Raw genomic sequence first — 18,531 nt, 5'->3', positions numbered from 1 at the left:
TGACATCAGTCGCGGACCTGAGTAGCGCGGGCTTTAGCCCGCGACCTGACATCCGCCGCGAGCCTGGGTAGCGCGGGCTTTAGCCCGCGACCTGACATCAGTCGCGGACCTGAGTAGCGCGGGCTTTAGCCCGCGTCTTGACATCCGCCGGAGCCTGGGTAGCGCGGCCCTTTAGCCCGCGACCTGACATCCGCCGCGAGCCTGAGTAGCGCGGGCTTTAGCCCGCGACCTGACATCAGTCGCGGACCTGAGTAGCGCGGCCCTTTAGCCCGCGACCTGACATCCGCCGCGAGCCTGGGTAGCGCGGGCCTGTAGCCCGCGACCTGACATCAGCCGGTGAAATTCTGTTACGCTGTTGTCCAACGAGGGGCGCAGCGCCGCCTTGCTCCTCCTGATGGCCCCCAACAGATGGTTTTGAAGAAATAGACAATGATGTCTATTGACAGAATCGCGTTATGATAGAGCCGTTGTCATTATCGGTAGGGAGACAAGCATGAAGTGGCATCGGTTTGTGATCTTTCTGATTGCGTGGATCGTTAATCTCACGCTCCTGACACCAACAATCCTCTACGCTGCCGACCAAACTCCAGCTCCGCTGTTGAGAAAAGGTCTCAGTATTACTGGTTCATTCCTTTCTCAAGCAGCTCAGGAACCAGACGACTCACCGTTTAGAGCGGTCTTTAGCCGTTATGCGACCTGGTTGGCACTGGTGGCTTGCAGCTCAACGCTGGCTTTGCTGGGAGCAGTAGCCATCGCTGCCCGGATACGGCGTATTCCCGGCGGTGATGACGAGCGGTAGTGCCCATGTTTCGCGCATGTCTGAACGTCAGTGCTTCGCGCTGGCCGTGTTATAATCTCTCAGCAAACATCTGTTCCCTCTATTACAGACCATACCGGTCGATGAATGAGCTACGAACTCTACGAACAGACCGACCAGATAATGCTACGCACCGCTCGTTATGAACTGGGCTGGTCAACCGATAGTGGTGCACTGCATACGCTCCGTCTTCATAATAGCCTGAACGTTCTCGGCTATGGCTTACCGAGTGCTGGGATTGACGTGGCTCTGGGTTCTCCAAATAACTGGATTACTGCCCAGACCTTTGCCCGCTATATCTGGTATCGGTTGGCGGTTAAGGCAGATGATCGGTTGCAGATGACGATCATTGTCGGATTGGGGCCACTAAAAATCTTTGACCATTATCTGCTCGAGGGTGAGGTTATCGAGCGGTGGGTCGAGATAGAAAATGTCAGTGGTGACGATTTGCGCATCTACGGCGTGCGTCTGCTTATTCCCCACCTGCGGATTGGCACACCGGCTCATTGTACCTTTGAAGCGCCCGGTAACAGTGTGCGCCCACGTGCACCGTTCGATATTGCAGTTACTCAGGATCGTCATGTTTTGCCGCGCCGCTTCTTTGCGCCTGGTGTGCGGGGAGGAAGTGCTTTTGAACCGGCACCTACGCAAGGAAGTGGGGTCATGGCACTGACGAATTCTCATTTGCCGTTGACTTTTCTGTGCTGGTACGCCAGCGATGAGGAGGCTGCTCTCCCTTACATTCAGGGTGGTGATCAAGCAGTATCACTGGCATATGAAATTGCTGTCGCTTGCTGGCTTCGTTCAGATGAACGTCTTACCGTGGGGAGACAGGTGTTCGCCCTTACGGAGCAGACATGGCCCGCAGCACTTACGATCTATCGATCCATGAACCCACTGCCGCAACCACCGGCAGGCTGGCTTCGTGATGCGATCATCTATGTTGCTGATCTCCGGCAACATGGTGGAGCCGATGGATTACGTTTGCGTCTACCAGAATTGAAGGTGCTTGGCGTTGATACGCTATGTCTGTTACCGTGGCACACCGTCGGTGATCGTCCGCACTTAATAGGTGATCTCGAACGAATTGACCCGGATTGTGGCGATGAAGCGGCGTTGCAGCAGCTCATTACTGCCGCCCATCAGTATGAGATGCGAGTCTTGCTCGACATTGCAATGCAGGGTTGTGCACCCGATTCACGCTATCTCAATGAACATCCAGAATGGTTTATTCGCGATGAAGCTGGAGCATTCGCCATTGGCGTAGCGACCGACGCGCTGGCGGTAGGGCGGCATCCGGGGGTAGCATTGCCAGCAGGGGGCTACCACCTTGATTGGATGCGTAACGACTGGCGGCTATACTGGCAACAGTGGGTGCTCAGACAGGTCGATCATTTTGTCCTTGATGGTATTCGCGCCGTAGCCCCGTACAGTGCTGCCCTGGCCTGGATTCGTCGTCCGCCGTTGCGGGCCAGTGCTGGCTCTGAACTGATGGTGCAGGCACTACGCGAGCTAGTTGCAGTCCGGCCATCGCTGACGGTACTCTGCACCCTTTCGGGTCCACGCTCAGCTCAGTTTGCCGGTGGCTGGTTTGATTACCCCAGCCATCACATGCTGGTGCACCTTGCGATGCGGCGGATTACGCCAGCAGAATGGTGTGCCTATCAAGCCGATTACGCCGAACTGTACGCCAGCGCCTATCGCATCGGCTTCCTTGAAGCACACGATACGGCCGATTGCAACCCACTTGCTGATGGCTTGCGTGGTTCACGGCTTAGTCAGGTATTGTGGGCGGTAATGCTGTTTAGTGGCCTGACACCAGCTCTCTGGAACGGGCAAGAGCTGGCAGATCGCGAAGTACTACCACGATTGTTAACACTCTGGCGTCGCGAGTCAGCTCTACGTTATGGAACGGTATCCTGTCAGTCGGTTACGACTAGTGCTGGTGATGTGTTAATCATTTGTCGAGAGTTTCATCAGCGTCGACTGATCGGTATCGTTAATCTCGCTGCGCTGCCTTGTCGATTCATAGCACCCCAACCGGTTGGCGCCGAGCTGTTGCAGGTTGCACCGCATAGTCTTGAGCGTCGTGGTATCGGTGAGGAGTTACGCTTAGCGCCGTTTGGAGTCTACTGTTTTGAAGGCGTGTCCTGACACCAATGGTACTTGATCATCATTTCTTCCAGCAGTGGTGATAGATCGCATGGTATAGGACGTGAGCCAGAGGTCAGCGCTTCCATATGACCGTGACCGCGTGTTGGGGATTATTGTCGGCCATTGCGTGATGTTTATGGTATGGAACCCGAAGTTGAGAACGCCGAAGCGTTGTTACCTTCTCTATTAGTCTTTAGCGAGAGGCTAGCATGTGGAACCACATGCGACAATCATACGTTATACCGGTAGGACATTCATCTGCTACCGGTATGGGAAGGCCTATGCGTAGATTGATTGTGATCTTAATAACCGGCGTGTTCCTTCTTTCGAGTTGCGGTACGTCGAGCACTGCTCTACCTGGTCAACCTTCGCCACTACCCGAACAATCGCTGCCAACGCAACCGCCAGCGGCAACTCGTGAGATGACGATGCCTGAACCAACCGCCACCATGTTCCCGACGATGTCTACGCAACCGACGGTATCAACAGCACCGTCCGTTGTACCGACTGTTGTATTGCCACCAACTGCGGCACCGATTGCAACACCAATACCCGCTGTACCACCGGTCAAGGAGACACCTATGCCACCTGCTGATCAGGGCGGAGTTCCCGCGTTACCGCCAAATGCTCAGCCATTAAGTCCGCCGTTCGATGGGGCGTTGAAGAAACAAATCGAACAGGCGAAGCAAGACCTGGCCCAGCGTCTGGGAATTGACGTGTCAACCATTGAGGTCGTGCAGGTTGCAGCAGTCACCTGGCCCGACGGTGCTCTTGGTTGTCCACGACCGGGTATGGTCTATATCCAGGTCTTGATCGACGGTCTCTTTGTGCAATTGCGCGTCGGCGATCAGCTCTACAACTACCACGGCGACGGCCAAAACCCGCTCTTCTTGTGTGATGCGCAGTTCGGGCCACAAGTTCGCATACCATTGCCACCACGTACAGCACCGTAGGTTCGTGAGTCGTCAATAAACGTCTCCCCTCTCGTAGGCTGGCTGCGAGAGGGGAGACCATCAATGAACACTATTCTTTCTATTGATGAACGTTACGGACGGACTACTTCACCACTAAAGGGATCAATGTACGTGCCAAAGAATGCCGGGCTGGTCAGTTCCGCGTAGTTCGTCCAGCGCCCGATGTGCACACCCTGGGCCCGGAAACCGATGGTAACGGTCTGACCCGGCGCACCTGGGGTTGTTGCAATGTACACATCGTTCGAGTTCGCTGTAGGGATGGCATGGTTAAACTTTTCAGGAGAGATTTCTAGTGGCTGCTCAGTGTTCACTCGCTCTGAGCGATACCTCGTGGTGCTTGCCATCTGACTTCTAACACATTGCTAACACTGCGCTGATAGCGATCTAACATCGATTTTTTATCTACAAAGGCGTAAACTCTTTGCATCATCACCGTGTCGTCGGTCTGACAGGTTTGTCAGTGCTGATGCTCGTTGACGATCAAGGAGGTGACGCACAATGACGATGGATGTGGGTCTGCTCATCCTGCAAGTAGTCATCGGGCTGCTCATGATGGGGCATGGTGCGCAAAAGCTGTTTGGCTGGTTTGGTGGTCAAGGCTTGCGAGCAACGACTGACTGGCTAGCCGGAATGGGTTTGCGCGCACCGCGCTTCTGGGCACTGATGGCCGGTCTTGCCGAGTTTGGTGGTGGCTTGCTTTTTGCACTCGGATTGTTCCACCCGCTTGGCCCACTGGCAATCATTGCGGTGATGATCGCAGCGATTGCGCTCGTGCACTGGTCGCACGGTCTGTGGATCAGCAACGGTGGTAGCGAGTACAGCCTTGTCTTGCTGGTATTGGCCGCAGTGATGGGCTTGTGGGAACCAGGTGCGTACACGCTTGACCGGTTCTTCGGAATTGCTCTTCCGCAGCCGCAGACCTTCTGGATCGGTCTGACCCTGATCCTGATCGGTGTGGCCTTTGCCCTGCTGAGTCGCCAACATCGTTCGCTAGCGTCACCGGCAGGTAATGCGGGTCAGGTCGCCAATTCATAAGGCGAAAGGGGTAGCAGTGATTGGCGCTACCCCTCATCCTGAATGAAAAGGAGGTAGCCTGTGCACGTTCGACCGTTGAATGATCGTGTAGTAGTGAAACCAAAGCCGCGTGAAGAGAAGACGAAAGGCGGTATCTTCCTGCCCGATACCGCGAGCAAAGAGCGCCCAATGGAGGGCGAAGTCATTGCGGTCGGGCCAGGTCGGCGAACTGATGATGGGAAACTGATCCCTATGAGTGTCGAGGTCGGTCAGCACGTATTGTATGCCAAGTACGCCGGTACTGAATTCAAGATTGACGATGAAGAATACCTGATCTTACAAGAGAAGGATATTCTAGGGATCATCGTAGAGGGGTGACAGTATGGCGAAACAACTGATCTTCGATCAGCAAGCTCGCACAGCGCTGAAGCAAGGTATTGATACACTGGCCCTGGCGGTCAAGACAACGCTTGGCCCGCGTGGTCGGAACGTTGCTCTCGATAAAAAGTGGGGAGCACCAACGGTTACTCACGACGGTGTCAGCGTAGCAAAAGAGATTGAGCTAAAGGATCCCTTTGCCAACCTTGGCGTGCAGTTGCTCAAACAGGCTGCGGTCAAGACGAATGATGTAGCGGGTGACGGTACGACCACAGCGACCGTTCTTGCCCAGGCTATTATCAACGAAGGTTTGAAGCTGGTCGCCGCCGGTGCTAATCCGATGCTGCTCAAGCGCGGCCTTGACAAAGGTGGTCAGGCACTGGTTGCCCGGATCAAAGAGCAGGCCATTACCCTCAAGACGCGCGATGAAATTCGCAATGTCGCGACCATCTCGGCCCAAGATGCTGAAGTCGGTGAACTCCTGGCAACGGTCATGGACAAGATCGGTCGTGATGGTGTCGTGACGGTTGAAGAGGGTAAGAGCACCCACCTCGAGCACGAGCTGGTCGAGGGTATGCAATTCGACCGCGGCTATATCTCGCCTTACTTCATCACCGATTCGGCCCGCATGGAAGCGGTGCTCGATGAGCCATATATTCTGATTACCGACAAGAAGATTAGCTCAGTCAAGGACTTACTCCCGATCCTCGAAGCAGTTCTGAGCAGTGGCAAGAAGGATCTGCTGGTTATTGCCGAGGATGTAGATGGTGAAGCACTCGCTACCCTGGTCGTCAATAAGCTGCGCGGCACGCTCAATGCCCTGGCGGTGAAGGCGCCTGGTTTCGGTGATCGCCGCAAAGCGATGCTCCAGGACATTGCTATCTTGACCGGTGGTACTGTCATCTCGGAGGAGATCGGTCGCAAGCTCGAAAGTGCCACACTGCAAGACCTTGGCCGTGCTCGCCGCGTGAAAGCCGATAAAGACAATACCGTTATTGTTGAGGGTTATGGCGATAAGCAGGCCATTCAGGCCCGGATCGCTCAGCTCAAGCAGCAAATCGAGACCACGACCTCTGACTATGATCGCGAGAAGCTGCAAGAGCGAGTCGCGAAGCTGTCAGGTGGTGTGGCGGTTATCAAGGTTGGCGCGCCGACCGAGCCGGCAATGAAAGAGCGCAAAGCGCGGGTTGAAGATGCGCTCAACGCGACACGTGCCGCTGTCGAAGAGGGTATCGTTCCCGGTGGCGGTGTAGCGCTGCTCAACGCAATCCCGGCACTTGATAATGTAACGACGCAGTTTGAAGAGGAGCGGATGGCGCTCAACGTGTTGCGTCGCGCTCTCGAAGAGCCGCTGCGCCAGCTCGCAACCAACGCCGGTGAAGATGGATCGGTGGTGGTTGAGAATGTGCGCAATGAGCAGCGGAAGCACAATAACAACCACTACGGCTACGATGTTATGACCGGTACCTATGTTGATCTGATGGAAGCCGGTATCATCGACCCGGCCAAGGTGGTGCGCTCTGCGCTCGAAAATGCGATTAGCGTTGCCGGTATGGTGCTCACTACCGAAGCCCTGATCGTCGATGCCCCTGAACCAAAGAAGAAGAATGGTACGCCACCGATGCCGGAGGATGACTTCTAATCCGGCCAAGTAGGCCGTAGTGACGAGGTGCATAATGGGGTTTCCCGTTATGCACCTCTTTTTAGCTTAGAGCACGGTCAAGAACCTGGGTATGGCATCGCCAGAATTGTTTGAGGAACGGTGGCCCCTCACCTTCCCCCCAACCCCCTTCCTCTCCCACGCTGCGGGAGAGGAAGGGGGAGGGTGGCCCCCTCACCTTCCTCCTGGCCCACTTCCGCTCCTACACGGGGAAAGGAAGGGGTGAGGGCAGCCCTCACCTTCCCCCCAACCCCCTTCCGCTCCTCCACGGGGAGAGGCAGGGGGGAGATGAGCAGAGCAGCAGCGATCCTGCGCCTGCGTCACACCAGATCACCCCTCTCCCGCAGCGCGGGAGAGGGGCCGGGGGTGAGGGCAGCCCTCACCTTCCCCCCCAGCCCCTGCCGCTCCTCCACGGGGAGATGCAGGGGGTGAGATGAGCAGAGCAGCAGCGATCCTGCGCCTGCGTCACACCAGATCACCCCTCTCCCGCAGCGCGGGAGAGGGGCCGGGGGTGAGGGCAGCCCTCACCTTCCCCCCTAGCCCCTGCCGCTCCTCCACGGGGAGAGGCAGGGGGGAGATGAGCAGAGCAGCAGCGATCCTGCGCCTGCGTCACACCAGATCACCCCTCTCCCGCAGCGCGGGAGAGGGGCCGGGGGTGAGGGCAGCCCTCACCTTCCCCCCCAGCCCCTTCCGCTCCTCCACGGGGAGAGGCAGGGGGGGGAGATGAGCAGAGCAGCAGCGATCCTGCGCCTGCGTCTTTCAACGATGCCGCGTTCATACACCAGATCACCCCTCTCCCGCAGCGCGGGAGAGGGGCCGGGGGTGAGGGCAGCCCTCACCTTCCCCCCAACCCCCTTCCGCTCCTCCACGGGGAGAGGAAGGGGGGACGTGGGGGGCTGGTGCGAAAGCATGGTGGCCCGCGCACGCAATGGTCGGATATGCACGGTACGAGCCTCATGCAACATCCGGGTTTTTGACCAGGCTTTTAGAGCGTAGAAGAAAATCGGTTGAAGCATAGCGGCGGGGCGCAGCAGTGCCGCGCCCGTACATTCGGGAAGCTTCGGTCAGGGCGCAGCGGTGGGGTGCAGTAGCGCTGCGCCCGTACATCTACTGACGAGGTTCAGCCGTTGAATCAAAGTTCAGGAAGGTGAATCTACACGCGCGTAATATACTCGCCTGTGCGAGTATCGATCTTCAGCACATCACCTTCGTTAATAAAGGCCGGTACCTCGATCACCGCACCGGTTTCTAGCGTGGCCGGTTTGGTAACGTTCGTCGCTGTATCCCCACGTACTGCAACCGTTGTCTCCACTACCTTCAGGTTTACGAAGATCGGTAATTCGACACCGATGATGACATCCTTCTCGGCATCGTAGACTAGATCGACCGTCTCGTTTTCCTTCATAAATCGCACTGCATCGCCGACCAATTCAGCCGACACCGGAATCTGGTCGAAGGTGTCATTGTCCATAAAGATGAAGCTGTCACCTTCCCGGTAGAGATATTGCATCGGGCGGCGCTCGATGCGCACGATGTCAATTTCTGCACCGGCACGTACTCGATCTTCAATCACCTTACCGGTGGTCAGGCTCTTGAGCTTCATCCGCACAAAGGCCCGCCAGTTTCCTGGGGCAACGTGCTGGAATTCAATAACCTGGTACAGATCATTGTTGTAGCGAATAACAATACCATTACGCAGATCAGACGTTGTTCCTGCAGCCATTTCAATATGCTCCTTGTTGTTCGTTGATTCTGGTTATTACCGAATGAATATACACCAGATTGCCAGTGCTCGCTGGCGAACGCTATCACTATAGGCGGATTCGGCATTCTGCGCAAGTTGGCGGTTTGGTAGGTTTTCGCGCTGGTGTAGTCTGGATGCTCACGTATAGAGTACGTGATCGAAGCCGGCGATTCCAGCAGGCAGGTGCAGGTTAGCGGCTTGTGCTTCTGTGGCATCGACCCCTGTCCTTACCCCACCTTTTGACTGATCAAGTAATTACCCACTTCGCGTACAATACGTTACGGGGATCAGTCACTCAACTTACAGGAGTATTGCTCGATGAAGATCGTTCTTCCAGGTCTACTACGCGACGAACTGATGCCACGCATTATGGCAGTTGCGCCAGAGGCAACAATCGTCTGGTTCGATCAGAATGGAGAGCCGGAAGCTCCCATTACTGATGCCGAAGTTCTTTTGCGCTGGTTTTTCTCCACCGAGCAACTGGCGCGGTTAGTGCGTCAGATGCCGATGCTGCGTTGGCTTCATATTCCACGGGCGGGGGTTGATGGATCGCTTATCCCTGAAGTTATCGAGCGTGACATCATTGTTACCAATTCAGCCGGTGTTCATGCTATTCCGATCAGCGAATTTGTGATGTTCTTCGCCCTCAGCCATTTCAAGCAGGCTCGGTATCTGCATCAGTTGCAGGTCGCCCACCAATGGCGCGAGGCAAACTTGCAATTGCAGGAACTTGCCGGTACCACGATGTTGATCATTGGTTTAGGTCACATTGGACAGGCGATTGCCGAGCGTGCCAGTGCCTTTGGAATGCGCGTGTGGGGATCACGGCGAACTCCACGTCCGGTTGCCGGCGTTGAACGGGTGGTTGGTGAGGGTGAATGGCGTTCACTCCTCCCGGCAGCCGATTTTGTGGTCATTGCAGCACCGCTTACCCCAGCTACCCGCGGGATGTTTGGTAGAGCAGAACTGGCGTTGATGAAGCCTGATGCCTATCTGATCAACATTGCTCGTGGTGAAATTGTTGACGAGGTCGCCTTAATTGAAGCATTACGTACCCGACGCATCGCCGGCGCCGGGCTTGACGTATTTGCCCAGGAACCGTTACCGCCAGATAGTCCATTCTGGACGCTGCCAAATGTCTTTGTAACGCCCCATATCTCGTGGAGTTCACCGCATATTCGTACTCGCACACTCGATCTGTTCGCTGCCAATCTGCGCGCCTTCATCCATCAACAGCCGCTCCAGAATGTTGTTGATAAGCAGGCCGGTTATTAAATTCGCATCCCAGCTCTCTCCCGATCGTGCCCGTAGGGTCTGAGTTGTGGATGTCAATCCAAAAGAGAATACACTTGTGTTATCCTTGTTCTAAGTCGTTTTTTCCTTCCTTCGTATCGTCATAGTTCGCGTACCATACACAAAGGAGCAACCAATTTATGACCGCAACGACCGACCGTCTCGAAAGTCTCTTTGCCAGCCGTGTGCGAGAAGTCGTACCGCCTCTATTTGGGGCTGCCGGTGAGCCGGTACGCCCCCTGATCAGTTTGGCGTATGGCCTGGCCGATCCTGACCTCTTCCCACGGGCCGAATTGATGGCTGCTGCTGCGGAAGTTTTAGCCTACGAAGCTGCCGATTCATTGAACTATGCGCTGTCGTACCCTGGCCTTACGGATCAAATTGTTGAGCGTCTCCGGGCTGAGGGTGTTGCGGCGCAGCCTGAACACGTGCTGGTGGGGTATGGTTCTGGTCAGATTCTGGCCCTCTTACCTGAAATTTTTGTCGAGCCGGGGGATACTGTCATTATCGAAGCGCCTAGCTTTCTCGGTGCTGTGCGACGTTTTGTGCAATCGGGAGCACGTCTGATCAGCATTCCGGTTGATGATCAGGGAATGGATGTTGCGTTACTGTCAGACACCCTACGCAAACTGGCGGCTGGTGGTCGGCGTCCGAAGTTCATTTACACAATTCCTACTTTTCATAACCCGACAGGGGTAACCTTAAGCCTGGAGCGACGCAGACAACTGGTTGCCCTGGCTGCTGAATACGGTGTGCCGGTGGTTGAAGACGATGCCTACATCGATCTGCGGTTTGCCGGCGAGCCATTGCCATCGCTGGCTGCGCTCGATCAGGAAGGTTGGGTCATTCGGGTAGGCACCTACTCGAAGATTCTCGCTCCTGGGTTGCGGATTGGGTGGGTTCATGCTCGACGTGAGATTATTGATCGTCTGTTGATGGTAAAAGCTGAAGGTACCACTGGCCCCTTCATCACCCGCGTCGTAGCGCGCTTTTGCGAGAATGGCCGACTCGAACGGCATATTGCTATGCTTCGTCAGCACTATGCTGCCAAATGTGCAGCAATGGCGGCTGCGATACGTCAACATTTTCCGGCTGAGGCTAGCTTTGTCATGCCTGCTGGTGGTTTTTTCATCTGGGTCAAACTACCGCAAGGCGTGAGTGCTCGTGCGCTCCTGGAAGCCGCCCGTGCCCGGGGAGCTGAGTTTCTGGCCGGTACGGCCTGTTTTGTTGATCGTGCTCAGGGCGAGCATGCGATGCGTCTTGCCTTCAGTTTTCAGAGCATTAGTCGCATTGAAGAGGCAATTGCGATTATTGGGGCGGCTTTTGCCGATCTTTAGAGTGTGTCAAGTTCCTCTTGCCTGAACGATATTGGGGCACACAGTGGTGTGCCCCGGTGATCTCCACGAAGAGAAAGCAATGCCCCCAGCCTGCAAAGAGAGGCTGGAGGCAACCGACCAGTGTTTACTGCACGTACAAGCTGGCAGGAAAAAACCCTGCGACCCTACCTCTAGACAAAGTTATTCGTTGCTCTGGTGGGTTTCGAGGTACTGCAAAGCATCGGCAACAGTCTGAATCTTCTCAGCCTCTTCGTCCGGTATCTCAACACCGAACTCTTCTTCGATGGACATGATAAGCTCTACCAGATCGAGTGAGTCAGCATTTAAGTCTTTGGTGAATGATGCAGTAGGAACAACTTGATCTGGTTCTACACCAAGCTGTTCGACGATAATCTTGCGCAGGCGCTCTTCCATCTCAGGCGAAGCCATACGAATGACATTCCTTCCTTTCAAAAACGGCTATTCCTCATCATTACGGTCGGCTAGATAGCGGGTAACTACCGTGCCGAGCACGCCATTAACAAACCGACTTGAATTATCACTGCCAAACTGTTTAGCCAGTTCAACAGCCTCATTAATCACGGCCTTGATCGGCGTCCGCTCTACATCATCGATCAGCAACTCGAAGAGAGCGATGCGCAGCACCGCTTTATCGACCCCCGGCATCTGTGCAACCGGCCAGTTTGGTGCTGCCTCTTCGATAATCCGATCAAGGTAGGAACGATGTTCCCAGGCGCCGAACACCAGGCGTCGTAAGAAATCGGCACTCTCTTGCGACATTGGTTCATCGGCGAGCCGACGCTCGAGCACCTGATCAATCGCATGATCGGTTTCATCAACTTCAAAGAGGATCTGCAACGCTGCGATCCGCACTCGATGCCGTTGACTTGCCAATCTTGCCCTCCCCATACGCATCCCGTTGCCGACTTACGCCGGGTTGAGTGTCTCTTTCCACTGACGCAGCAGCTCAGCGACGTAGCCAGTGTGAATTCGACCGGCGCGGAACTCCGGATCATCGATCAGGGCCAATTGAAACGGGATGGTTGTTTTAATACCGGTAATGACACATTCATGGAGCGCCCGCCGCATTCGGTTAAGCGCTTCTTCGCGTGTATCACCTACCGTAATAATTTTTGCCAGTAACGAGTCGTAGTTGCCGGGTGGCTTGTAACCGGGGTAGAGGTGAGAGTCAACCCGAACACCTGGCCCACCGGGTGGCAGGTAAAATTCGACTTCACCACTTGCCGGCAAAAAGTCACGCTCTGGATCTTCGGCATTGATCCGGCACTCAATTGCATGCCGCGTTATTTTAATGTCTTCCTGGCGGAGCGTCAAGCGTTCGCCACTGGCAATAAGCAATTGCCAGCGCACCAGATCAACACCGGTAACCTGCTCGGTAACCGGATGCTCGACCTGAATGCGCGTATTCATCTCGATAAAGTAATAGTTTCCATCCTCGTCAAGCAGAAACTCTAGCGTACCGGCATTGACGTAGCCGATAGCAGTAATTCCGCGCACAGCATCGGCTCCCATGCGGGCACGCAGTTCAGGGGTGACTGCCGGTGAGGGGGCTTCTTCGACAATCTTTTGATGACGACGCTGCGCCGAACAGTCACGTTCGCCGAGGTGGATTGCGTTTCCGTACTGATCGGCCAGCACCTGAATCTCAACGTGTCGTACACGGGTAAGGTATTTTTCCAGCAAAAGCGCACCGTTACCAAAAGCTGCTTCTGCCTCGGCGCGAGCTGTGGAGAAAGCGCGTTGCAAATCGGCTTCATCGTAAGCAACTCGCATACCACGCCCACCACCACCACCGGAGGGTTTCAATAAGACCGGATAGCCGATCTGACGGGCAATATCGATTGCCTCTTCCAAAGATCGTACCTCGCCATCAGAACCGGGTACAGTTGGTACACCGGCTTTGCGCATCGTTTCGCGCCCAATAGCCTTATCGCCCATCAGACGGATCGGTTCCGGTGGGGGGCCAATGAAGGTCAACTTACAATCGGCACACATCTCGGCAAAGTACGGATTTTCGGAAAGGAATCCATAACCGGGATGAATAGCATCGCAGCCCGAGACAAGTGCAGCACTGATCAACGCCGGCGCATTCAGGTACGATTTGGCGGGTGGGGGTGGCCCGATACACACCGCTTCATCGGCCAGGCGTACCGCCAACGAGTCACGGTCGGCAGTGCTATAGGCGGCTACCGTCCGAATACCCAATTCCTGACAGGCCCGAATAATGCGTACAGCAATTTCGCCACGGTTTGCTACTAATACTTTGCGAATCATCAGGACATCACCATTCCACCGTCGATAGTCAGCGTTTGTCCACTGATATATGCGCCAGCATCAGAGGCCAGGAAACAAACCAGCCCTGCAACCTCGGCCGGCTGGCCGAACCGACCGAGCGGGATCGTTGCCAGAATTGCTTTGCGGGTCTCTTCGTTGAGGGCGTCGGTCATTTCAGTCTCGATAAAGCCCGGAGCCACTGCATTAACCGTGATGCCACGGCTAGCCATCTCACGGGCAGTTGATTTGGTAAAACCGAGAATCCCGGCTTTGGCCGCAGCATAATTGGCCTGTCCAGCATTTCCGGTTAACCCAACGACCGACGTAATGTTGATGATTCGACCAAACCGTTGTTTGGTCATTGGCCGCAGCACTGCACGGGTACAGAGAAAGACACCGCGCAGATTAGTGGCGATGACCTCATCGAAATCGCTCTCCTTCATACGAAGGAGCAGAGTGTCGCGGGTGATACCGGCATTGTTAACGAGAATGTCGATGCGACCAAACCGCTCCAGGGTAGTTTTGACCAGATGTTCAACATCCTCGGGTTGGCTGACATCACCTTGGATGGCGATTGCGGTACCACCTGCGGCGGTAATGGTGGCCACGGTTGCTTCGGCTGCGGCTGCGTTTCCACGGTAATTGACGACAACGGCTGCACCACTTCCCGCCAACCGCTCAGCGATAGCCCGACCGATACCACGGCTGCCGCCGGTCACAATGGCTACACGCCCGCTCAAATCAAGCAGCATGACGTATTACCCCTCTGCTATCGCAAACAACGTCTTTCCATCGATAATCAGGACATTCCGTTTTCCACTTGCCGCCTTGATCGTATCAGGAGTGAATTCGGTTGACGTAATCACCAATCCTTTCGGAATACCAGATCGCTTCATATCCTGCAAAAGACTTTCGAGCGTGCCAGGACGAACCTTGTCGGCAACCGATAAGCGCAACAGGTAGGTCACCCCTTCGTAGCTCAATTCAAGGTCGAGATGTTTATCTTTATCGATAAAGCGATAATCCTTGAACTCAAACCCCTTCTTGCGGAAGAGGTTCAGAACGTAAGAACCAAATTGGGGCAGTGAGAGGCCTTGTAAATCTTCAAGTGTGCGGACTACGCCAGGACGTTCAAGGCGGCCACCGCGTTCGGCAATCTCGCGTTGCAACTGCCGGTTGCGCTCTTCAGCGCGACCTGACATCACGGTACCGAAGGCAGGAAAAGGGATCAATGCGAAGGCAGAGAAGATAAAGTAGATGGTTATCAAATCCATCAACGTTGCCGGTGCTGGCTGTTGCTCTGCATCGAGTTGGATCACCGGCATCGGAGCAATACCGGCTTCTCCGACCAGACCATACCCGATCATAATGGCCAGGCCGAAGAGGAAGGTTATCAACCCAAGGGCCAGACCGTTAGCCAGGTACTCGCCACGAACCTTTCGTCCCAGATAGATACCGGCCATCACCGGAACAACACCGGCCAGAATTTGCAAAATGTTGTTAGCCAAAAACAGCGAACACCAGGCAATAGCGGTGATCAGACTGACTAACAGGACTTGTACCCATTCAATCGCACGGATTGAACGGGCAATACGCTGGAAAAAAGACATCTTAACAACGGGTTCTGACACCGGCTGAGGTGTCGTTTCAATGTTCATACCACCGAATCCTCTGTTGATTCAGGCGATGGGTGACCATTCCGATCACCATCGCGCTCAAGAAGCTCATCGACTGCTTCACGCAATTTGCCAAGATCGGAAAAGGATCGATAGACTGAAGCAAAGCGAATGTAGGCGACCTCATCAAGATTGCGCAGATGTTGCATCACCGCATCACCGATCACCTGTGAACTAATCTCTTGTTCTTCAGTTGACATAATCATTGTTTCGACATCGTTAACCAATTGCTCGATAGCGGCTGCCGAAACTGGGCGGCGGTAGCAGGCTGTGCGTACACCACGCGCAATCTTTTCACGGTCATACGGTTCGCGAGTGCCATCCTTTTTTACCACCATTAAGCTGACCGACTCGATACGCTCGTAGGTCGTAAAGCGACGACCACAGGCCCGACATCGGCGACGGCGGCGAATAACGTCGCCGTCATACAGCTTACGAGTGTCTATCACATCAGTTTCAGCGAAATGGCAAATCGGGCACCGCATAGGTTAGCCTACTGCTTGTTCTCTGTCTAGCAAGCATTATAGCATAGGCTTACCCTGCTCTGATCTGCACCTCGCGGTTAAAACTCCGCTTGAGCAATCCACTACGGCGCGAAGCCTCCCAGATTTCCACGTGTGCATCACCGTGAGCGATAACGTCGATAATGATCTCTTCGCCGATTTGCACACGCACATCGTGCACGATCTGACTCTTGCTCCGTTCGAGATACTCGGCAAGGCGGAGCATTGCGCTCAGACGGGCAATTCGGGTCTCATCATCGGCGGCGAGAATCATACGGTATGGGGTTAAGTCCTCCCATCCTTTCCGATGGTTCCGTACCAGACTGGCGATGATCACAATTTCGCGATGACTAAAGCCGAGCAGCGTCGCATTGTGGATCAAATACTCACCGTGTTTGTGGTGGTCGTAGTACCCGACACTGATCCCAATGTCGTGCAAGATTGCGGCATAACCGAGCAGTTCACGTTCCCATGCGCCGTAACCGTGTAATGGCGCCAGTTGATCAAAAAGCGATAAGCTGAGCTTTGCCACCCGTGCGCAATGTGCTGGCTCGTAGTGTGTCAGGCGAGCCAGGTTGAGGACGCTGAATTGACGTGGTTCGGGGAGTAACGGTTGCGGTTGATCGGCGAGAAAGTGCTGGTAGAAGATACCTTCGCGTACTCCCTGACCACTGACTAGCAGATACGGAAAGTTGCCCCGATCCATTAGGGTGGCAATAATCACAGCACCGGCCAGGGTCACATCGACCCGTTCCTCTTTCATACCCGGTATCTGCAACCGTTCGCGTCGATTACGGCGAGCAAGTTCTTCGATGATGCGATCTACAGATTCGCGACTCAGTACATAACCGTGCACACGCTCAAGCGGATAACCACGCTGTTTTTGGTCAATACGGGCTAGCTGACGCACCGTTCCACCCATCCCACCGAGGCGACCATTACCAAAATCGGGAAGCCAGTCAAGTGGGGCAAAGGCTTCGCGGGCTGCAGCGCGCAGGCGGCGCAGATCAGCACGACTGATGGGATCGCTCTGCACAAACTGCTCGGTAAAGCGAACGATCCCGGCCTGAACGGAGAACGTGCGCGTCAGAGCACGATCGGTCACTGCCATTACTTGGGTCGAACCGCCGCCAGTATCGAATAATGCGCCGTGATGCAAAGGAAGGGCATTGATAGCACCAAGATAGCCAAAATAGGCCTCCTCCTCTGCCGATATGATGCGTAAATCAAGTGGAGTCGACTCACGGAGGGCGGCCCAGAAATCGGCCTGATTAGCAGCTTCACGAATGGCGCTGGTACCAACTGCGATCACCTGATCAACGCCGGTCGAGACACAAAGCGAGTAGAACATGCGTAATGCTTCCACTGCCCGTCTGATTGGCGCTGGTTGCAATATACGTGCAGGGCCGATCCCTTCAGCCAGGCGAACAGTTTCGCTTACTTCATCGGTTAGTCGAAAGCAGTGTCCCGGCTCGTAAGCCATCACGATGAGGCGAGTCGTGTTGGAACCGAGATCGATCACGCCCAGTTTTTTCATAATGCTGTCCTGTCAGCAGGCATCGTTGCCGGAAGAGACGACAATTATACAGTTATGTTGGTAATAGTATACACGAAACGATTCTGTGCGGATCGTACCAAAACGACTCTCAATCTGCTGTCCATCATTTTTCAAATTCCGCGTAACTTTTTGGCCGCTCAAACGGTTTCTTTATCGAGCACCGTTTTGAGCACCAGGAAAACACGATGAATGGGAAACACTACCACCCGCTGCCCGTTGCGCTGCCACCCTCGCCCCTGCATCCTGCCCAGCGCTGTGCTACAATACCGGCAGACCCACCTACCACAGCAAGGAGGAACTGCGATGACCCATCCTACTGCCACCGCACCTGCACCGCTCCCCGAAGAAGATCCCTTCCGCTACGGCTGGCGCTACGTCCGTCGGCCCACCCCCGACGACCCCGACCACCTCGAACCGGTGCCGCTCACCCTCGAGGACGTGTTGCACCCCGAAGTGGGAGACTTCATCGTGCACAGTGACCGCCACGAAACCGACCGGATGTACCTCACCGCGGTGTTGCGCGCCCGGCTCGAAGCGCACGGGCGGGCTATCGTGCTGAGTGATGTGCGGGTGGCGTGGGACGTGCCTGACCTGCGTCCGCACGGACCGGACGTGATGGTCATTCCAGGACTGCGCGAGCGGCGCGACTGGAGCACGTTTGACGTGGCGGAGGAGGGGGTGCGACCGGCGTTGATGATTGAAATCACCTCGCCGGAGACGCGGGAGAACGACGTGGTGTGGAAGGTGGCGCACTATGCACGGGCGGGGGTGGCGCAGTATGTGATTGTGGACAACATTGGACGGCGGGGGGAGCGGCAGCTCCGGTTGCTCGACTATCGGCTGGTGGGCGATACCTACCGGCTGCAACCGCCGGACGAGCGGGGGTGGGTGTATCTGGAACTGGCTGAGCTGTGGGTAGGAGTGGAAGGCGACCATGTAGTGTGTTACACCGACGACGGCACGGCGTTTGGCGACTACGCGACGGTGGTACAGCAGGCGGCGGAAGAAGCGGCAGCGCGGGCAGCCGCCGAAGCGCGAGCGCGACAGGAAGCAGCCGCACGGGCCGAGGCGGAGGAACAGGCCCGACGGGAAGCGGCAGCGCGGGCGGAGGCGGAAGCACAGGCCCAG

At 55.5% G+C, this 18,531-nt stretch carries 18 protein-coding genes; 9 read left to right on the top strand and 9 right to left on the bottom strand.

Translation table 11 applies throughout. The annotated features are described in order from the left end of the window. The first annotated feature begins 493 nt into the window (after positions 1-493). The 3 genes from JE47_RS0114855 to JE47_RS0114845 all read left to right on the top strand — a co-directional run bounded on the left by JE47_RS0114855 (position 494) and on the right by JE47_RS0114845 (position 3,924). Positions 494-799 carry a hypothetical protein gene (locus JE47_RS0114855; RefSeq protein ID WP_031460511.1) on the top strand — a complete coding sequence of 102 codons (306 nt, stop codon included), beginning with the start codon at positions 494-496 and terminating at the stop codon, positions 797-799. A gap of 105 nt (positions 800-904) precedes the next feature. Next, positions 905-2,971, top strand: a complete 2,067-nt coding sequence (locus JE47_RS0114850) for an alpha-amylase family glycosyl hydrolase (protein ID WP_031460510.1) — start codon at positions 905-907, stop codon at positions 2,969-2,971. 281 nt (positions 2,972-3,252) lie between these two features. Further along, positions 3,253-3,924 carry a hypothetical protein gene (locus tag JE47_RS0114845; RefSeq protein WP_031460509.1) on the top strand — a complete coding sequence of 224 codons (672 nt, stop codon included), beginning with the start codon at positions 3,253-3,255 and terminating at the stop codon, positions 3,922-3,924. Between the two features lie 92 nt (positions 3,925-4,016). On the opposite strand, the gene JE47_RS0114840 is transcribed toward JE47_RS0114845, so the two are convergent. Further along, the gene (locus tag JE47_RS0114840; protein WP_236631249.1) at positions 4,017-4,289 is read right to left on the bottom strand and encodes a hypothetical protein; all 273 of its coding nucleotides are present in this window, start codon (positions 4,287-4,289) and stop codon (positions 4,017-4,019) included. Positions 4,290-4,443: 154 nt separating this feature from the next. Between JE47_RS0114840 and JE47_RS0114835 the strand changes: the two genes are divergently transcribed. From JE47_RS0114835 to groL, 3 genes are read left to right on the top strand one after another with little or no spacing between them, the layout of a single operon-like run. Further along, on the top strand, positions 4,444-4,980 hold the full coding sequence (locus JE47_RS0114835; protein WP_031460507.1) for a DoxX family protein: 537 nt from the start codon (positions 4,444-4,446) through the stop codon (positions 4,978-4,980). A 60-nt stretch (positions 4,981-5,040) separates the two neighbouring features. Next, on the top strand, positions 5,041-5,337 hold the full coding sequence (locus JE47_RS0114830) for a co-chaperone GroES (RefSeq protein WP_031460506.1): 297 nt from the start codon (positions 5,041-5,043) through the stop codon (positions 5,335-5,337). Between the two features lie 4 nt (positions 5,338-5,341). Next, on the top strand, positions 5,342-6,979 hold the full coding sequence (gene groL, locus JE47_RS0114825; RefSeq protein WP_031460505.1) for a chaperonin GroEL: 1,638 nt from the start codon (positions 5,342-5,344) through the stop codon (positions 6,977-6,979). Between the two features lie 1,171 nt (positions 6,980-8,150). On the opposite strand, the gene efp is transcribed toward groL, so the two are convergent. Further along, positions 8,151-8,720 carry an elongation factor P gene (gene efp, locus JE47_RS0114820; RefSeq protein WP_028460163.1) on the bottom strand — a complete coding sequence of 190 codons (570 nt, stop codon included), beginning with the start codon at positions 8,718-8,720 and terminating at the stop codon, positions 8,151-8,153. Positions 8,721-9,059: 339 nt separating this feature from the next. On the opposite strand from efp, the gene JE47_RS0114815 reads away from it, so the two are divergent. Next, positions 9,060-10,016 carry a D-2-hydroxyacid dehydrogenase gene (locus JE47_RS0114815; RefSeq protein ID WP_031460504.1) on the top strand — a complete coding sequence of 319 codons (957 nt, stop codon included), beginning with the start codon at positions 9,060-9,062 and terminating at the stop codon, positions 10,014-10,016. Between the two features lie 158 nt (positions 10,017-10,174). Beyond that, positions 10,175-11,371 carry an aminotransferase-like domain-containing protein gene (locus tag JE47_RS0114810; RefSeq protein WP_031460503.1) on the top strand — a complete coding sequence of 399 codons (1,197 nt, stop codon included), beginning with the start codon at positions 10,175-10,177 and terminating at the stop codon, positions 11,369-11,371. Between the two features lie 180 nt (positions 11,372-11,551). On the opposite strand, the gene JE47_RS0114805 is transcribed toward JE47_RS0114810, so the two are convergent. The 7 genes from JE47_RS0114805 to JE47_RS0114775 are packed head-to-tail and all read right to left on the bottom strand — an operon-like array spanning position 11,552 to position 17,382. Beyond that, positions 11,552-11,800, bottom strand: a complete 249-nt coding sequence (locus JE47_RS0114805; RefSeq protein ID WP_031460502.1) for an acyl carrier protein — start codon at positions 11,798-11,800, stop codon at positions 11,552-11,554. A 30-nt stretch (positions 11,801-11,830) separates the two neighbouring features. After that, positions 11,831-12,280, bottom strand: coding sequence for a transcription antitermination factor NusB (gene nusB, locus JE47_RS0114800; RefSeq protein ID WP_031460501.1), 450 nt, complete (start codon positions 12,278-12,280; stop codon positions 11,831-11,833). An 18-nt stretch (positions 12,281-12,298) separates the two neighbouring features. Beyond that, positions 12,299-13,666: an acetyl-CoA carboxylase biotin carboxylase subunit gene (accC, locus tag JE47_RS0114795; RefSeq protein ID WP_031460500.1), complete on the bottom strand. Its 1,368-nt coding sequence runs from the start codon at positions 13,664-13,666 to the stop codon at positions 12,299-12,301. After that, positions 13,666-14,418: a 3-oxoacyl-[acyl-carrier-protein] reductase gene (gene fabG / locus JE47_RS0114790; RefSeq protein WP_028460157.1), complete on the bottom strand. Its 753-nt coding sequence runs from the start codon at positions 14,416-14,418 to the stop codon at positions 13,666-13,668. The genes accC and fabG overlap by 1 nt, the downstream gene beginning before the upstream one ends. A gap of 6 nt (positions 14,419-14,424) precedes the next feature. Beyond that, on the bottom strand, positions 14,425-15,324 hold the full coding sequence (locus JE47_RS0114785) for a restriction endonuclease (protein WP_031460499.1): 900 nt from the start codon (positions 15,322-15,324) through the stop codon (positions 14,425-14,427). Then, on the bottom strand, positions 15,321-15,827 hold the full coding sequence (nrdR, locus tag JE47_RS0114780; RefSeq protein WP_031460498.1) for a transcriptional regulator NrdR: 507 nt from the start codon (positions 15,825-15,827) through the stop codon (positions 15,321-15,323). Before nrdR ends, JE47_RS0114785 begins: the two co-directional genes overlap by 4 nt. Before the next feature lie 49 nt (positions 15,828-15,876). Further along, on the bottom strand, positions 15,877-17,382 hold the full coding sequence (locus tag JE47_RS0114775) for a Ppx/GppA phosphatase family protein (RefSeq protein ID WP_031460497.1): 1,506 nt from the start codon (positions 17,380-17,382) through the stop codon (positions 15,877-15,879). 324 nt (positions 17,383-17,706) lie between these two features. On the opposite strand from JE47_RS0114775, the gene JE47_RS0114770 reads away from it, so the two are divergent. Continuing rightward, positions 17,707-18,531 (top strand): Uma2 family endonuclease (locus JE47_RS0114770; protein WP_031460512.1); only part of this gene is annotated, 825 nt, incomplete at its 3' end.

Origin of the sequence: Chloroflexus sp. MS-G, assembly GCF_000735195.1 — a bacterium.
Lineage (GTDB): Bacteria > Chloroflexota > Chloroflexia > Chloroflexales > Chloroflexaceae > Chloroflexus.
The sequence above is the reverse complement of the archived record's forward strand: the minus strand, read 5'-3'. Positions and strand labels throughout refer to the sequence as shown.

Coding starts and splice junctions, on each gene's coding strand:
- JE47_RS0114810 (WP_031460503.1), top strand. CDS start 10,175: ATGACCGCAACGACCGACCGTCTCGAAAGTCTCTTTGCCAGCCGTGTG.
- JE47_RS0114835 (WP_031460507.1), top strand. CDS start 4,444: ATGACGATGGATGTGGGTCTGCTCATCCTGCAAGTAGTCATCGGGCTG.
- JE47_RS0114785 (WP_031460499.1), bottom strand. CDS start 15,324: ATGAACATTGAAACGACACCTCAGCCGGTGTCAGAACCCGTTGTTAAG.
- JE47_RS0114805 (WP_031460502.1), bottom strand. CDS start 11,800: ATGGCTTCGCCTGAGATGGAAGAGCGCCTGCGCAAGATTATCGTCGAA.
- accC (WP_031460500.1), bottom strand. CDS start 13,666: ATGATTCGCAAAGTATTAGTAGCAAACCGTGGCGAAATTGCTGTACGC.
- nrdR (WP_031460498.1), bottom strand. CDS start 15,827: ATGCGGTGCCCGATTTGCCATTTCGCTGAAACTGATGTGATAGACACT.
- efp (WP_028460163.1), bottom strand. CDS start 8,720: ATGGCTGCAGGAACAACGTCTGATCTGCGTAATGGTATTGTTATTCGC.
- JE47_RS0114840 (WP_236631249.1), bottom strand. CDS start 4,289: ATGGCAAGCACCACGAGGTATCGCTCAGAGCGAGTGAACACTGAGCAG.
- JE47_RS0114850 (WP_031460510.1), top strand. CDS start 905: ATGAGCTACGAACTCTACGAACAGACCGACCAGATAATGCTACGCACC.
- JE47_RS0114775 (WP_031460497.1), bottom strand. CDS start 17,382: ATGAAAAAACTGGGCGTGATCGATCTCGGTTCCAACACGACTCGCCTC.
- JE47_RS0114845 (WP_031460509.1), top strand. CDS start 3,253: ATGCGTAGATTGATTGTGATCTTAATAACCGGCGTGTTCCTTCTTTCG.
- nusB (WP_031460501.1), bottom strand. CDS start 12,280: ATGGGGAGGGCAAGATTGGCAAGTCAACGGCATCGAGTGCGGATCGCA.
- fabG (WP_028460157.1), bottom strand. CDS start 14,418: ATGCTGCTTGATTTGAGCGGGCGTGTAGCCATTGTGACCGGCGGCAGC.
- JE47_RS0114855 (WP_031460511.1), top strand. CDS start 494: ATGAAGTGGCATCGGTTTGTGATCTTTCTGATTGCGTGGATCGTTAAT.
- groL (WP_031460505.1), top strand. CDS start 5,342: ATGGCGAAACAACTGATCTTCGATCAGCAAGCTCGCACAGCGCTGAAG.
- JE47_RS0114815 (WP_031460504.1), top strand. CDS start 9,060: ATGAAGATCGTTCTTCCAGGTCTACTACGCGACGAACTGATGCCACGC.